We start from the raw sequence: 16,956 nt of genomic DNA, 5'->3' as shown, positions 1-16,956 counted from the left end.
CGTGTTAGCGCCGATGGTAGTGTGGGAGTTCCCATGTGAGAGTAGGACATTGCTAGGCTTCTATTTAGAGAAACCCGTAGCTGACGCTACGGGTTTTTTGCTTTCTGGGATTTGATAAATAAAGCTTGAGATTTGAACATTAACTTGCTGCAATCTCAAAGCTTACAAAGCTTTAAGAAAACCCTCCAACCTCAATCAATAGCTGGTTTTGAATATCTTATATCAAGATATTAGTGCAGAATAACTTGATTATTTAAGTACTAATTTTTATTATGTATCGTGATTATTTAAGCGCTATTTTTCAATATAAAAAAGTACATCAAAATAGTTTTATAGTCCATATAACCTATGTAAATGACGTTCTTCTACGTGAAACTTCTCAATGAAAGTATTATATTGTCAACTTTATGAATAAAATTTTAACTCCTGAACATCCATTTATAAACTCAAGTGTAAAAGTCGGTATTATTGGTGGCGGGGTGGCGGGCTCAACTATTGCCTTACGTTTTGCTGAACTAGGCATCAACACTACGTTGATAGAAAAAGGCAAAAGTTTGGTGAATGGACCACCTTTTTGTCATTTGCATGCCGGTGGTAATTTATATCGAGAGATTTCTGAACAACAATGTATAACACTGTTGGATCAGTCGATAGACACGGTAAAAGTTTTTCCGCATAGTGTTAACTATCGCCCAACCATTATTGCCTTACCGAAAACAGATCAAGGTGAGGTCATTGATCTATTACCTCGCTTAATTAAACTGCGTGAACGTTACGCTGAACTCGTACAACAAAATATTAGTAATAAAGTGCTGGGTGATCCTGAGCAATATTTTCTGTTATTTGACCGCAATGCTTTAGAGAGCTTAGCGAAACGAGTTTTACCAACTCAGATTAAAGCCAATGAAGACTGGTTGGTGGCTTTTGCTCAACAAGTGGATTTAGACAAATTAAAATTTCCCGTTCTGCTTGTGCAAGAATACGGTTGGTCTGCTTTTCGTATGGCTGCTATTGCCACACTCGCTATTGAAAGGTTAGCTTGTTGTCAGTTAAAACTTAATAGCCAAGTCATCAATATTGAACACCAAGCTAGCGTAAATAAGTGGCGTATAACTTATAAAAACCCTCAAGATGACAATCAACAACAGACTGATTTTGATTATGTTATTAACGCCTGTGGCTTCAAGAGTGGTGAGATTGATGACATGCTGCATGCTAAGCGTGAACGCATGGTTGAATTTAAAGCTGCATATGTTGCTCATTGGGAACAATGCCAAGGCTTGTGGCCGGAAGTGGTTTTTTATGGTGAACGTGGCACACCCAATGGCATGGCACAGCTAACGCCTTATCCTGATGGTTATTTTCAATTACATGGTATGACACAAGACATTACTTTATTTGACAAAGGTTTAGTGGCCAGTGTCGAGCAGAGTGCACAGCCTAGATTGTTGTCGCGGTTTATTAAAAAAATTGAGCAACAATGGCCTGAACAGTTAATAAATGATAGAACAGTTGGCTCTATTGAATACCTTGCACAATACATAACTCATTTTTCGCAAGCAAAGGTTGCGGCTAAGCCTATGTTTGGTGCACAACAAATTCCTGGCGATGATGCCACCTTACGTGCGGCAGATGTTTCTTTTCATGGTAAGCATTATGCTCGTACCGAAATAGTAAAAGCATCTTCTGCATTGACAGCCGCTGATGTTATTTTACAAAATTTGCTTGATGTTGGTTTAGTTAGCTCAGCGCAAGTGGGCGAGCATTTATATGAGCATTATTTTCCTGTCACTTTACAATGTTCAGAAGCAGAGGTGACTAATAAAGCGATTATGTTTGCTCGTCAACGCGATTATCCTGCAGCCTTAGCAAAAAATTTTATGTTAGCTGATTTGATGTTATCTGAGTAAGTCTAACAACTCAGCGAAAGTATCTAAGCACCAGTTAGGCTGGTTTACTCTAATATCTTCGCCATAGTTATATCCATAAGTTAAGCCAATGCTTTGTATGTTTGCCGCCTTTGCCGCCAAGATATCGTTTTTAGAGTCGCCTATCATTATACATTGCGCTACTGAGACTTTTAATGTTTCACAGGCATGTAAAAGTGGTAAAGGATGCGGTTTGCGTTCGACTAAACTGTCGCCACCCAGTTGTAACTCAAATAAACCCTTAAGTCCAAAACCTGTAACAATAGGTTCGATAAACTCTTTGGGTTTATTGGTGATAATCGCTAACCGATAGCCCTGACTCTTTAAGGTTAATAAGGTTTCTCTTACTCCCTTATATAAGCTTGATTCAACGCATAAACACTGTTGGTAGTAATTTAAGAAAATCGCCAAAGCTTTGTTTACTTTTGCTTCACTTAAGCTTTTATCTAAAGCTGCATTGTTGTTCAAAGAGTGATGTAAAGCACGTTCAACTAAGGTTTTTGCACCATTACCTACCCAACCACGGATAATTTCTTGGGGAAATGTCGTTAAGTTTAATGCTAGCAGCATTTTGTTTATCGCTGCAGCAAGATCGGGAGCACTATCAACTAAAGTGCCATCAAGATCGAATAACAGTACGGTTTTATTTTCTGGGCTCATCTGAACCTCTCCTGTAATAAAGTGATTTATCGCGCTGATGCATCACTTTTTATATAAAGATGTGTTTATTGATCAATGTATTATTTGATTTTCACACGGATTACTTCTACTGATCTCTCCGCTGTATTGATTTTCTTAAGTTATTGGCCACTTGTACCAGTTAAAGTTATCCAAAGCTGCATTGAAGCAAAGTTACAATTAACACTTCTGTACATAAACAGAGTTGATGAGTGTAGATATATCTTTAATTATGTAGTTTACTAACTCAATGGTCGCAAAGCTTTATTTTAACCAAATTCGAGGGTATCGATTACCCTTCTCGCTTCCGCTATTGTGCAGTCGGTGCGTTGCATCAGCTCAGAGACTGTTATCTCAGGTTTTTTTTGAGCAATAGTTAATAACATGTCAAAGCCTAAATTTTTACGCTGCTGGGATAGGTGTGTTGCTAGCCATTGCCAACTTGTTTCTTCACTTTGTTCTATCAGGCTAATGGTTTGCTCTAGTTGTTGAAAAGTTGCTTTTAACTGCCAGTTCCTTGAGCGACCAATACGGCTAATTTCGCAGCCTTGCTCACGGATTAAGGCTTTAAGTGCGTAGGCCTTTAGCACCCGCCGCAAAAAAGAGGGTAGTGCAATATAAGGGAGATGATTTTTTGGCGTTTTCATCAGAAGTTAGTAATAACAACGGGTATTGTTGACAGCTGTTTGCCACAGATAACAGATTACCATTTTTTCTTTGGTTGAAATAGTAAGTCTAAGTCATCTTCTTCTTTTTTGGATTTTTTAGCGGCATCTTTAGCATTTGTATTGTTCAACGAAGAAGTAATATCATCTAGTACGTTTTGTATTTCCTCACGCTTTTTAAGACAGTACTCAGTTTGAATAGAGCTTTCTGATATCGTTTGTAGGCCTTTTTCTAAATATTGTCTTGCCGACCCCAGCATTTCTTTTTGATAGGCTATTACGCCACGTTTTTGCAAGGTTTCTACGCCAATTTTAAGTTGCATAGCGGATAATTTATGCTCTTCTTGAGCAAAGGTTTGTGCATCTAGATTACCTTTTGACTGTTCTGATTTTAATATCACTCGCAATTTTTTTATGCATTGCAAAGAGGCGACCAATTGTTGCTCATTGTCAGGCAAAATAAAGACTTGCTCACCCGCTTCATGGCTAGTGTTAGATGTGCTAGTACTGACGCGTTCTTGCATTTCTCTGATGCGTTTAATTAACGGCTTATCATCTGGCAATATTTTCGCCATAGATTTTGCTGCATTTAAACTGCGGTTATTAAGAATCAGAACTAAATGAGGATTATTTGGTAGGTTGGCAATACTTAACAGTAATTCTTCCGTTTCATCGATTATGGCTTTTTGTTTTGCTGCTTTAGTTCGCTTTTCTCGTTGTACTTTTTCTTTGTGCTGTTGAATTGCACCCAGTACCACGACAATGATAATTAAAGCGATAATTAAAGCGAAGATAATACCCATGTTTAATTCTCTATTATGATAAATATAAATTACTAATACGCCAGTCTACAAAAATTGTTCGATGATGCAAAGGATAAAGCGGCTTCTTTTAAGTATTTGGCTACATTAGCTTGTTTGTTACATTTTAAGTGCTCGATTCTACTGACCGATTAGCGGCTTATTTTGTGAATAAATGGATAATCAGTAAGTTATTTGTATATAATGTAAAAAATAATATGGAATAAATGTCTATTTAAGTATATATTTTTCGTCTAAGAAAATTCTGAATGGTAATTATGAAGCTGCAACAACTCCGCTATATCGTCGAAGTACTTAATAATAACTTAAATGTTTCCGCCACCGCTGAAAGTCTTTTTACCTCGCAACCTGGTATTAGTAAGCAAGTACGAATGCTGGAAGACGAGCTCGGCATTCAAATTTTTGGTCGTAGTGGGAAACACTTAACTCATGTTACGCCTGCGGGTAATGAAGTGATTAACATAGCGACAGAAATTTTGTCGAAAGTTGAAGCGATTAAAGCGGTTGCTCGAGAACATACGCAACCCGATGAGGGCAAGCTACGTATTGCAACGACTCATACTCAAGCGCGTTACGCTTTGCCTGAAGTTATTCAAGGCTTCATGAAGAAATATTCAAAAGTTTCATTACATATGTACCAAGGCACACCTTCTCAAATCAGCGATGCGGCAAGTAAAGGTAATGCTGACTTTGCTATTGCGACCGAGTCTTTGCATTTGTACAACGATTTAGTGATGCTGCCTTGTTTCCATTGGAATCGCAGTATTATTGTAAAAGCGGATCATCCACTCGCTAGTAAACAAAATATCACTATTGAAGATATCGCTCAATACTCGTTAGTGACTTACGTTTTTGGCTTTACTGGCCGCTCAGAACTAGACGCCGCTTTTAATGAAAAGGGTGTCGAACCTAAAATTGCTTTTACAGCAACAGATGCTGATGTGATTAAAACTTATGTCCGGCTTGGTGTAGGTGTTGGAGTTATTGCCACCATGGCGATGGATCCAAAAATAGACCATGATTTAGTGACTATCGATGCAAGTCATTTATTTAGTCCAAGTACGGTTAAAATTGGTTTTAGGCGTGGTACTTTTTTACGGGGTTACATGTTTGACTTTATTGAGCGTTTTGCGCCTCACTTAAATCGAGATTTAGTCACCAAAGCTATTTTATTGAAAAATAATGCTGAGATAGATGAAATGTTTGCCAATATTAAGTTACCTATGCGTTAAACGTTAAAGTAGCTATAAAAAAACCGTATTATTTAATACGGTTTTTTTGTTTTTAAGAGCTTATTTTTACATGAAAATGAATACTAACACTCGGTAATATTAACTGCTAAGCCACCACGAGAGGTTTCTTTATATTTAGTTTTCATATCATTACCTGTATCCCACATGGTTTTGATCACTTTATCCAATGATACCTTTTGCTTACCTGTACCTCTAAGCGCCAATCGAGAAGCGTTGATTGCTTTTACTGAACCCATGGCGTTACGTTCGATACAAGGAACCTGTACTAGACCTCCTACGGGGTCACAAGTTAATCCTAAGTTATGTTCCATACCTATTTCCGCGGCATTTTCTACTTGCTCTGGTGAGCCACCCATAATTTCTGTTAATGCACCGGCTGCCATTGAACATGCAACACCTACTTCTGCTTGGCATCCGCCCTCTGCACCGGAAATAGTAGCATTGGTTTTATATAAAATACCGATGGCGGCCGCGGTTAATAAATAACGAATACAGTCTTGGTCATCTACGGGTTTAATAAATTTATCATAATAGGATAATACCGCAGGAAGTATTCCTGCCGCGCCATTGGTTGGCGCGGTTACCACGCGACTGCCGGCTGCATTTTCTTCATTTACCGCTAAGGCAAATAAATTAACCCAATCCATGGCTGACAGTGGATCGGTATTTTTTTCAACGCATAGTGCTCTATGTAAAGCGGGAGCTCTTCGGATGACTTTTAAACCGCCAGGCAATATACCTTCGGTGACTATGCCACGTGCAATACTTGCTTTCATGGCATCCCATATTTCTATGAGACCCGAGCGAATACTGGACTCATCTTGCAAACACTTCTCGTTATCCATCATGATGGTACTAATACTTAAGCCTTTTTCGTTGGCTATTTCTAACAGCTTATCAGCACTAGAAAAGTGGTGAGGACGATCAATGTTGGCATGGATTGATAAGGCTTTGTCTTTTTCTTTTTCAAAATCGCAATCTTTAACAATAAAGCCACCACCAATGGAGTAATAGGTTTCTTCAAAGATCACAACATCACCACTATAAGCAAAAAATGTCATAGCGTTAGCATGTGCGGGCAGGGATTTTCTGCGATGGTAGATAATGGCATTCGCTTTAGGAAAAGCGACAAAACTTTGCATATTCAGGTTTATTTTTTCGCTCGCTACAACCTCAGCTAAAATAGACTCTATAGAATCAACTGGAATGGTTTCAGGGCTTTGCCCAGTTAACCCTAGAATAACGGCTTTACCGGTACCATGACCAATACCTGTTTGACCTAATGAGCCAAACAGTTCACATTTTACGCGATCTGTCTTAATTAATTTATTATCTGCTATAAGATTTTTAACAAACAATTTTGCTGCTTTCATTGGGCCAACGGTATGAGAACTGGATGGGCCAATTCCGATTGAAAACATATCAAATACACTAATCATAAGAAAACCTGAATAAATACTGTTATAAGTGGATGGAAGTAAAATTTTGTTCGGTTATTGTAGCTGAAAGCTTTCAGTATGCAACACAAAATATCGCTTCAATGCGTACAACTATAGCTAATGTTTTTATCGCTTGGCTCAAGAGTGATACGTATTAATTGACTATTCATTTAATGCGTATCACGCTAGTTTCTTTGGTTTAATAAAATACTCAAGTCATGCAACATAGCGGCGGTTGCCCCCCAAATATTGTAGTCTTGATAAGGCATATAGTGCACATTGTGTTGTTTGCCTGCATGATAAACTGGCACTTGAATATGATGTTGTCGTTGCAAAAAGTGTGATAAAGGCACATGAAACACTTCTGAAACTTCATTTAGGTCAATTTGATAGCTGCTGTTATTTGATATAATGGCGACAATCGGCGTTACTTCATAACCTGAAATAGTTTGGTAAGGCTTAAGTTGCCCAAGTACATCAATGCAGCTAGCGTGTAGGCCTATTTCTTCTTGTGTTTCACGCAGTGCCGTTGCGATCATATCATCATCATAGCGCTCTACTTTGCCACCTGGAAAACTGATTTGTCCTGGGTGATGGGTAAGATGACTGGCACGCTTGGTTAACACCACTTCAAGCTGGCCTTGATGACTGGCAATGGGGATCAACACCGCGGCACTTTTAAGCTTATGTTGGTAGCGAAATTTATGTGCTGAAGCGGGTAACGCTTGCAGTTGAAAGCGCTGTATAAATTCTTCTCTAGTCATACACACCTTAACGTTACTTTAAAAGTGCCTAGTTCTCAGGGGCTACTTGGCGTTCGGGGGGACTTTATGTTGGATACTCGAGCCTAGATTATACCAAGTTTAGTTGGCTTAATACTGGCAAAATTTTACGCACTTTATCGTAAGTTTCTTGATACTCGCTGTCAACATTTGAATCGGCGACTAAGCCACCACCAGCCCAACAATGTATTTGCTGATTGTGACAAACTAAAGTGCGAATGGTGATGCTAGTATCCATATTACCGCAAGCTGACAAATATCCAATGGAGCCGCAATAAATACTACGTTGGTGAGGCTCTAATTCTTCTATGATATCCATGGCTCTTATTTTTGGCGCACCGGTAATAGAACCGCCAGGAAACGCTGCACGTAATAAATCGCTGCCATCATACTGTGGGTCTATCTTCCCTTCAACCGTGCTAACTAAGTGATGCACAGCTGGAAAGCTTTCAATGGCAAAAAGTGCTGGCACGGTTACTGTACCGGGTAGACAAACACGACTAATATCATTACGTAACAGATCAACTATCATCAGGTTTTCGGCTTTATCTTTACTGGCCTGCTGCAGTTCAATAGCATTAGCTTGATCTTGGACTGTATCATCGCTGCGTGGGCGCGTACCTTTAATCGGCTTACTTTGTACCTTATTATCCACCAATTGTAAAAATCGCTCAGGTGAAATACTTAAAATAGCACTCTCCTCAAAACGTAAAAAAGCTGAGAAAGGAGCTATGTTTGCTTGTCTCAAGGCGCAATACGCTTGATATTCGCTACCGGCATACTGGGCGGTAAAACGCTGGGCTAGATTAATTTGATAACAATCGCCAGACAGCAGGTAGTCATGCACTTGCTTAAATTTATCACGATATTGTTCAGGCGCCATATTTGATTGCCACGGCGTAGTTAACTTGAAATTATTTTCTGGCGCTTTTAGCTCAACGACTTGTTCAGTAGCTTGCGCTTTATTTTGTAAAAGGGCGCGGTTAAAAAATGCAATAAAATCCGCTCTTTGTTCATCAAGACATAACAACCAAAATTGTTGTAATTTTCGATCATAGATTACCGCATGTTGGTAGATACCAATGGCCATTTCAGGTATATCAATATCTTTACTGTTTTTCTGTTTTATGGCCTCAAAACGTTTACCTAAATCGTAGGCGAAATAGCCGACTGCACCGCCTTTAAAAGGCAAGTCGTGTTCAGTAATGTCGAAATGACTAAAGCTCGCCTTTTGTTCACGTTTCAATAACAATAATGGGTCGTCATGACTATGATACTCACTGTTGTCGATTTTATGGATAATGTGAGTCACATTACCCACAGTGGTTAGTGTGGTATTAGGTTGCCAAACCATAATGTCATAGCGGCTATCAACATGGCTGCTTTCACAGGAGTCTAGCCACATTGCCCAAGGTTGCTCAGCAAGTGTGGCAAAAAGTGACTGACTATCAAAGCTTAGATCAAGCTGAAGTAATTTAGCGGATAGCTGCGTTGGGGAATTAGTCGGCAAAATATTCTCACAGGTTTTATGTTAAGTCATTATATTCAAACTACCTTGAGTTATTCAATGCTGCAGTTCGAAGTGGGGTTGCTATATTTGATCGCTATTATTAGACCATTTGATACTAGTAGGTCTTTAACAAGCAAGGTATGATATCGGCAAATTTATAACTTTCAACTCTTCTCTCGCCCAATTAATAAAAAAGAGACCGTTATGGCCATTATTAAACAAAAAGATTTAATCGAAAGTGTTGCAGACGCGCTGCAATATATTTCTTACTACCATCCGCTAGATTTTATTCAAGCACTTGAAAAGGCTTACCACAAAGAAGAAAGCCAGGCAGCTAAAGATGCCATTGCGCAAATCTTAATTAATTCGCGTATGTCGGCTCATGGCAAGCGACCTATTTGTCAAGATACCGGTATTGTTACCTGTTTCGTCAAAGTGGGTATGGCTGTGCAGTGGGATAACACGGATATGACAGTGCAGCAAATGGTGGATGAAGGTACTCGTCGTGCTTATCTTAATCCGGATAACCCATTACGTGCATCTATCGTTTCTGACCCGGCAGGTAAGCGCATCAACACGAAAGATAATACGCCAGCGGTTGTGCATATTGAGATGGTGCCAGGTGATCAGATAGACGTGATGATCGCGGCCAAAGGCGGCGGCAGTGAAAACAAATCTAAAATGGCGATGTTAAACCCAAGTGATTCTATTGCCGACTGGGTTGTTAAAACTTTACCCACTATGGGCGCTGGTTGGTGTCCGCCCGGCATGCTGGGTATAGGTATTGGTGGAACGGCTGAAAAAGCGGGTGTATTAGCTAAAGAAAGCTTAATGGAACCCGTAAATATTCAAGACCTTATCGACCGTGGTCCAGAAAATGCGGAAGAAGAATTACGTTTAGAAATTTACGATAGGGTAAATAAACTCGGTATTGGCGCGCAAGGCTTAGGGGGTTTAACAACGGTTGTTGATATCAAAATCATGTCAGTGCCGACTCATGCGGCGTCAAAACCCGTAGTGATGATCCCAAATTGCGCGGCAACTCGTCATGTACACTTTCATCTTGACGGCTCGGGTCCTGCCGACTTAACGCCACCTAAATTAGAAGATTGGCCAGAAATTACCTGGGAAGTGGGTGAAAATGTTCGTCGTGTTAACGTTGATGAGTTATCAAAAGCGGATATAAGTAGCTGGAAAACCGGCGAAACCGTTTTACTTAGCGGCACCATTTTAACCGGTCGTGACGCGGCCCATAAACGCATTCAAGACATGTTAGCTGCCGGAGAGAAACTGCCGGTTGACTTTACTGATAAATTTATTTATTACGTGGGTCCGGTTGATGCGATAGGTGATGAAGCAGTAGGCCCAGCAGGACCAACAACAGCAACCCGTATGGATAAGTTTACTGAAATGATGCTAGCAGAAACGGGTTTGCTAGGCACTATCGGTAAAGCCGAACGTGGCCCTGAAACCGTTCAGTCGATTAAAAATCATAAGTCGGTCTATTTAATGGCGGTGGGCGGCGCAGCCTATTTAGTTTCTAAAGCTATTAAGAAAGCAAAAGTAGTGGCTTTTGAAGATATGGGTATGGAAGCTATTTACGAATTTGTGGTTGAAGATATGCCAGTCACTGTCGCCGTGGATAGTTTAGGTGAATCAGTTCATGTTACTGGTCCAGCAATTTGGCAAGTAAAAATTGAAGAGCTAGACAGAAAATCAAAAGAAAAATAACCCGTTAGATTAGTCTAAACGCCCATTAGGGCGTTTTTTTTGGTCAAAATAAAGGCAACTTAATATCAATACAACTAGCCAAAAACACCAAAATTTAAACGTGTCTTTTTAGGTTATTGATAAATTGTTTATATTGGCTAAAGATGTCTTCATTAACTGACCCGAGTTGATGTTAAATAACGATTAACCTTATTAATAAAGTATGCTTTAATAACTGTTAATATTTACAGTATTTGGCTTTACAATGAATTCACTATCCAACTCTTCACTCACTTCTTCACTTAACCCGCCACTTAACTTCCCATTCAATTCACCTTGGTTAGCTTTAGATAATTTTCCTGTCTTGGTTTTGATGGTGTTAGTGTTAATTATTAGTTTAATTATCAGTGTTTTAGTTTTATTTCGCCAAGTAAAAAATAGCCAAGTATCCTCTTTAGCACAGCAGCAACTTTTGCAGCAGTTAGTTGAAAAAGTAAACCTTAGTTATGAAGTTAACGGCAATAATCAGCAGCAACTACAACAACAATTAAGTTTTAATCATCAACAATTAGCTCATCAGCAAAGTGAATTGAAAACTTACTTTGAGCAGCAAATTTCCGATTTTAAATTAAAATTATTACGCCAACATGGTGAGCAAGGTGAAAAACAAGCGCAGCAACTGTATAGCCATAGTGAGCAACTTAAAAAGACCTTATATGAACACCACGTTACTTTTAATGATAATCAACGCAACGCCACAGAACAATTATCTAGCCAACTTACAGCAACCTCTAAACTTGGCCGAGAAGAAATGGCAAAATCACTGCATTTATCCAGTGAGCAAATGGCTAAAAGAATTGATGAATTAACGATTTCAACTGATAACCGTCTAAAAGATATTAGTGGTCAGGTCGAAAAGCGTTTAGCCGACGGCTTCGAAAAAACCACCAAAACCTTTAATGACATTTTACAACGATTAGCCTTAATTGATGATGCACAGAAAAAAATTACTGAACTGTCCACTAATGTGGTGAGCTTGCAAGAAGTACTGTCAGATAAACGCTCACGTGGTGCTTTTGGCGAAGTACAGTTAAATGCTTTAATTCGTAACGTATTACCGGAACAGCACTTTTCACTGCAACATACCTTGTCAAACGGTAAAATTGCTGACTGTATTTTATTTCTACCTAAGCCAACCGGTAATGTGGTGGTTGACTCCAAGTTTCCGCTAGAAAGCTATAAAAAAATGGCTGACAATACCTTAGGTGAATTTGAGCGCAAAGCAGCAGAGCGGCAATTTAAAATTGATATTAAGAAGCATATTAATGATATCAGTGATAAATATTTAATTGAAAAAGAAACTGCCGATGGCGCAATAATGTTTATTCCAGCAGAAGCTATTTTTGCAGAAATACATGCACACCACGGCGACTTGGTTGATTATGCCAATAAAAAACGCGTTTGGTTAGCCTCGCCAACGACACTTATGGCAATTTTAACCACCGCACGTTCAGTGTTAAAAGACGAAGCAACCCGCAAACAAATACATGTTATTCAAGCGCATTTATCGCATCTTTCGACTGACTTTTCTCGCTTTAAGGGCCGTTTTGCCAATTTAGCAAAACATATTGATCAAGCGGCAAGTGACGTAAAACAAATCCATACCTCAGCGGATAAGATCAGCAACCGTTTTGATAAAATAGAGCAGGTAGAATTAAAGCAAGAAGAAACTGAAAAAGAAGCCGAGGAAGAGGAGAGTGTAGCGATAACATAGAATTAAATAAGACTATAATTTCAGTGTTCTAGCAGCAGTAGGTTAATGCTCAATCAATATCAGGACTATAAATTATTTGCTCATGGCTGACAGTAAGTGTTAACAGTGAACGCTAAATACCAAGTTGCCCTCGTCGATATTTTACTTCGGTATTATGCCTGGGCAATAATCTTAAAGCTCAATACTCAACAAAGTGTAAAATTAGCCAAGCCAGTATTATACCAACCAGTAAAAATAGCTTGAAATAATATGAGCCAATAGGTGAGCTAGTAAACGCTTATAGGTATATCTTTATATGCCTAGCGGGTTAACAAGGCTTTCAATGAAAATAGGCTTTAAGCCACATAAATTTACGGCATAAATACCGAGCTAGAGTTGGATGATGATGCTTTAAAAAACGCCCCTACAGCCGTGTATAGTGACGTTTTTTAAATGATGGTTTTACGCTAATAGCGCTAAAGTAAAGTTAATCGCGCCATTAGCATTTCATCTATTTGACTTAATTTAATATAGCCACATTGACAAATACGACCGTTAACAATAACGGACAAACAAAGCGTAAATAATTGCCCCATATGGGTAACCATTTCCTGCCTTCTTGCAAAGAAACATCGCGTAGCTTGTTACCGCGTTTCCATAACCAGCCAACAACAATAAAGTAAAACAAACAGCTCAGTGGCTGTAAAATAGTCGTAAGTACACGAATAACCATGCCAAACAGGCTATCAAAAAATGTGATTATGGTCATACTGGCGGTTAATACAATAGCTGATACCAACCAAGTTGCCTTAGAGCGGCTAAGATTTTTATCTTCAACAAGATAAGAAACAGGTACTTCTGTTGAAGAAATGGTTGAGGTGAGGGCTGCAATCGATAATAACGAAAAAAATCCTATGGCTACTACCATGCCTATGTTACCCATAGAGTTAAAAAGCTCAGGCAATATGTTGAAAATAAGTTGACCTTCACCAATTAACTTATCATCTTGAAATACTTGCTGTCCGGCGGCTTCGGCAACATACAGTGCTGGAATAATTAATAAACCAGCCATAAAAGCAATAAAGGTATCGAGTGCGGTAATAGAAATAGCGAGCTTACCTATATCGTCATCTTTCTTCATATAAGAGCCGTAAACCATCATGCCACCAACGCCAATAGAGAGTGAGAAAAAGGCTTGGCCCATGGCAGAAATAATTAACTTTGGATTGGTGACCTGTGAAAAATCGGGTATTAAATATGTTCTTAAGCCTTTTTCTGCACCAGGTTGTTGCAATATGTAAGTAATTAACGCGACTAGCATGATCAATAAAACTGGCATTAATCGCGCAGACCATTTTTCAATGCCGGCGTTAACCCCTTGATGAATAATAGCCGCGCCAAGTAATATAAAAACGGGTGTAAACAATAAATTTCTTAACGTGCTTGATGTAGCAAGCCACTGAGCAATGTCATGATAACCCAATAACTCTGCAAGTGGTGATATTGCATGTGCGAGCATCCATCCAGCTACAATGGTGTAGAAACTTAACATCATGATGGCGCCACCTAAACCAATCAGACCGGCATATTTACCAAGCCTTGGTTCGGTGTCGCGACAAGCATCTTCTAATGCTGAAACTGGATTTTTCTGTGCTTGATTACCAATATAAACTTCGGCATAAAGTGCCGGTAGGGCGAGTAATACGGTAACGACTAAATAAACAAATAAAAAGGCGCCACCACCATTATTGGCGGCTTGAGTCGGAAAACCCCAAATATTGCCTAAACCAATGGCCGAACCTGCGGCAGCGAGAACAAAACCTATTCTCGAATGAAATGAATCTCTGATATTACTCATAAATGATAATTATTATTGTGGTTGTTAATGCTTTGGTTTGAGCTTACCTAGTTCACACAGGTTAGCAAAGTTTTTTTAACGATTTGTTGGTTTTGATTTTATGTTTTTATCATTTTATTTTTGCAGGGTGACTTATGGGGTGTTAAGTAAGCAATAGTTAATAAAACGTTAAGGATTAAAGATTTTAAATGTACAATAATGGTAAAAGAACATAAACCGTTTTAAAAAATAAACTGCTAAGACACTTTTCTATTTCAGCATCTTATCAAAATCTATGGTTTGCAAATAGATAAAGTAAAACACAAAGCTCTTAATCAATAGCGATTAATAGCTTTGTGTTTTACTTAGTTCATCTTGTGCTTAGGATTAAGGACGAATTTGTCCTTGGCCAGCAACACGATATTTAAATATGGTTAGTTGCTCAAGACCTACAGGTCCACGTGCGTGAATTTTACCTGTAGCAATACCGATTTCAGCACCCATACCAAATTCACCACCATCTGAAAACTGGGTTGATGCATTATGCATCACTACCGCTGAATCAACTGCACGCATAAAAATTTCTGCTGTTTCTGCGTTTTCAGTAATAATAGCGTCAGTATGTTTAGACGAGTGCTGGTCAATAAAATCAAGCGCTTCTTCTAAGTCGGCTACAACTTTGACCGATAAAATAGCGTCAAGATATTCGGTGTCCCAGTCAGCGTCATTAGCGGGATTAATTCGTGCGTCACAGGCTTGAGCTGCAAGGTCACCTCGAACTTCACAATGCGCTAAGGTATTAAGCAATTTAGGCAAAAACTCAGCAGCTATTGCTTGGTTTACGACTAAACTTTCGGTCGCACCACAAACACCGGTTCTACGTAGTTTGGCATTTTTAACAATACTCAATGCTTTTGCTAAGTCGGCGTCTTTATCAATATAAATGTGGTTGTTGCCATCGAGATGTAACAATGTTGGCACTTGAGCTTCGTTTCTCACTAGCTCCACAAGGCCACGGCCACCACGAGGTATAACTAAGTCTACATATTCAGCACAACGTAGTAATGCAGCAACGGCAGAACGGTCATCGGTATCAACGAGTTGTATACAAGTGGTTGGTAAATTAGCTGCACGCAAGCCTTTCGCCATACACTCAACAATAATGCGAGTAGAATTAAGACTTTCAGAGCCGCCGCGCAATATTACCGTATTACCTGATTTTAGACATAAGGCACCGGCATCTGCACCAACATTAGGGCGAGACTCATAGATCATGCCGATAACACCGATAGGGGTTGATACACGGGTTATTTTTAGGCCATTGGGACGATCAAATTCTGCCAAGGCTCGACCAATAGGATCGGGTAATTTGGCAATGCTTTCTAAGGCGACAGCCATAGCTTCGACTCTTTCAGGGTTCAATTCAAGGCGATCAATAAATGACTCAGCTTTACCCGCTTTTCTAACACTTAAAACGTCTAAAGCATTTGCTTCGAGTAGTGCTGGCGTATTCTGACGTAACGCATCTGCGGCAACGGTTAATGCTTGGTTTTTTTGTTCGGTAGTGGCACTAGCCAGAATCTTGGCTGCGGCTTTAGCCTGCTTACCAAGATTTTCAATCATAGTTTCAGTATCGATAATTTTATTACTATTTGACATAAATGAGTTTCCTTTTGCTTATTTCGCTTCACTCTAAACTGTTTGGTAAATTCAAGATTATGGTATTGAATGGTTAACTTTTATTTTTATTGCCAATATTTATATTAAAAATAATATTAAAACAATAGTAAAAGTTCAGCTTAAAGCACTTAGTAGTATTCACTGTGCTCAATACTACTTTAGATGTTAATTTAATCGTTATTTATTTAACCTTGAGCCACTTCATCACCTTGGCGAAGAAGTATCAACGCAGCGCCACTGCATGCTGAATAGTGGCTAAAACGGTCGAGTTAATGAGTGTATCTCATTTGACATTTTGCTTAGACGCTGGCAATCCTGCTTCCATTGTACCATTTTTACGGATCACTTAGTTGCATCATATTTAGACGTGCTGTTCGTGCGTCATTACCAGTTCCATTGAACCACCAAGTGTATCGAGTACCCGTGCTTTGGTAGTGCGAGGTAAAAACCCCAGTGTTATCGCTGATTCAAGCCAGCAGCGCGCAATTTTAAAAGCATAACCGGAGCCGTTTTCTACCCATACTGTAACTTGGTTTAGCTCATCTTCGCTGGCAGCCAAATCCGTATAACCAAACCTTTCAGTTAATCCTAGGACAGTTTCTAATTGCGCTAACACCTCGACCAATTTGAGCCAGCACATTTTGCATCAAACAGTTAATCGTTTGTTTGCCAACCCGCTTTTCTATTGAGCATACCGAGTAACCCTCGGCGATAGAAATAAGGTAACCTGAATCAGCAAGGTAGCGACAATAGGCTAACCATATTTTTTCAAGAAGTGCGCTTTAATCGCCATAACGTTGATTAGACAGCTCTTTAATTGCTTGTGTGACACAATGCCGGGAGGCGTTTTGACTAAAGAAGGATTAATGATGGTCATTGTCTGATCAGTAGAAGTTACCC

The 16,956-nt window shown here is 39.3% G+C and carries 13 protein-coding genes; 4 read left to right on the top strand and 9 right to left on the bottom strand.

The genetic code is table 11. From position 1 onward, the window contains the following. Window positions 1–407 precede the first annotated feature (407 nt). Window positions 408–1,910, top strand: a complete 1,503-nt coding sequence (locus H4J54_RS09675) for an FAD-dependent oxidoreductase (protein ID WP_182190665.1) — start codon at window positions 408–410, stop codon at window positions 1,908–1,910. Here the strand turns inward: H4J54_RS09675 and H4J54_RS09670 are convergent. From H4J54_RS09670 to H4J54_RS09660, 3 genes are all read right to left on the bottom strand, one after another. Next, on the bottom strand, window positions 1,899–2,588 hold the full coding sequence (locus H4J54_RS09670; RefSeq protein WP_182190664.1) for a phosphoglycolate phosphatase: 690 nt from the start codon (window positions 2,586–2,588) through the stop codon (window positions 1,899–1,901). The two genes, H4J54_RS09675 and H4J54_RS09670, sit on opposite strands and share 12 nt — an antisense overlap. Before the next feature lie 287 nt (window positions 2,589–2,875). Continuing rightward, on the bottom strand, window positions 2,876–3,253 hold the full coding sequence (locus H4J54_RS09665) for a ribosome recycling factor family protein (RefSeq protein ID WP_182190663.1): 378 nt from the start codon (window positions 3,251–3,253) through the stop codon (window positions 2,876–2,878). Between the two features lie 56 nt (window positions 3,254–3,309). Further along, window positions 3,310–4,074, bottom strand: a complete 765-nt coding sequence (locus tag H4J54_RS09660; protein WP_182190662.1) for a hypothetical protein — start codon at window positions 4,072–4,074, stop codon at window positions 3,310–3,312. A 275-nt stretch (window positions 4,075–4,349) separates the two neighbouring features. Here H4J54_RS09660 and cysB point away from each other — a divergent pair, with 275 nt between their 5' ends. Next, a complete protein-coding gene (gene cysB / locus H4J54_RS09655; RefSeq protein WP_182190678.1) occupies window positions 4,350–5,324 on the top strand; it encodes an HTH-type transcriptional regulator CysB in 975 nt (324 codons plus the stop codon). 83 nt (window positions 5,325–5,407) lie between these two features. Here the strand turns inward: cysB and H4J54_RS09650 are convergent, their stop codons facing one another. From H4J54_RS09650 to pabB, 3 genes are all read right to left on the bottom strand, one after another. Next, window positions 5,408–6,784, bottom strand: a complete 1,377-nt coding sequence (locus H4J54_RS09650; protein WP_182190661.1) for an L-serine ammonia-lyase — start codon at window positions 6,782–6,784, stop codon at window positions 5,408–5,410. Between the two features lie 185 nt (window positions 6,785–6,969). Continuing rightward, window positions 6,970–7,548, bottom strand: a complete 579-nt coding sequence (locus H4J54_RS09645) for a CoA pyrophosphatase (RefSeq protein ID WP_182190660.1) — start codon at window positions 7,546–7,548, stop codon at window positions 6,970–6,972. Between the two features lie 88 nt (window positions 7,549–7,636). Further along, on the bottom strand, window positions 7,637–9,076 hold the full coding sequence (gene pabB / locus H4J54_RS09640; RefSeq protein ID WP_259367136.1) for an aminodeoxychorismate synthase component I: 1,440 nt from the start codon (window positions 9,074–9,076) through the stop codon (window positions 7,637–7,639). Window positions 9,077–9,280: 204 nt separating this feature from the next. Here pabB and H4J54_RS09635 point away from each other — a divergent pair, with 204 nt between their 5' ends. Next, window positions 9,281–10,807, top strand: coding sequence for a fumarate hydratase (locus H4J54_RS09635; protein WP_182184241.1), 1,527 nt, complete (start codon window positions 9,281–9,283; stop codon window positions 10,805–10,807). 244 nt (window positions 10,808–11,051) lie between these two features. After that, window positions 11,052–12,560, top strand: a complete 1,509-nt coding sequence (locus tag H4J54_RS09630) for a DNA recombination protein RmuC (RefSeq protein ID WP_259367135.1) — start codon at window positions 11,052–11,054, stop codon at window positions 12,558–12,560. 499 nt (window positions 12,561–13,059) lie between these two features. On the opposite strand, the gene H4J54_RS09625 is transcribed toward H4J54_RS09630, so the two are convergent. The 3 genes from H4J54_RS09625 to H4J54_RS09615 form a co-directional block, all read right to left on the bottom strand. Next, window positions 13,060–14,397 (bottom strand): sodium-dependent transporter, encoded by a 1,338-nt coding sequence (locus H4J54_RS09625; protein ID WP_182190659.1) that lies wholly within the window; start codon window positions 14,395–14,397, stop codon window positions 13,060–13,062. Window positions 14,398–14,763: 366 nt separating this feature from the next. Continuing rightward, window positions 14,764–16,035, bottom strand: coding sequence for a glutamate-5-semialdehyde dehydrogenase (locus H4J54_RS09620; RefSeq protein ID WP_182190658.1), 1,272 nt, complete (start codon window positions 16,033–16,035; stop codon window positions 14,764–14,766). A gap of 382 nt (window positions 16,036–16,417) precedes the next feature. Continuing rightward, window positions 16,418–16,696, bottom strand: a complete 279-nt coding sequence (locus H4J54_RS09615) for a hypothetical protein (protein ID WP_182190657.1) — start codon at window positions 16,694–16,696, stop codon at window positions 16,418–16,420. Window positions 16,697–16,956: the final 260 nt, after the last annotated feature.

Origin of the sequence: Colwellia sp. MB3u-8 (genome assembly GCF_014076985.1) — a bacterium.
In the GTDB taxonomy this organism is placed as follows: domain Bacteria; phylum Pseudomonadota; class Gammaproteobacteria; order Enterobacterales; family Alteromonadaceae; genus Cognaticolwellia.
Note: the sequence above shows the minus strand (reverse complement) of the source record. Positions and strands in the feature narration are given on the sequence as shown.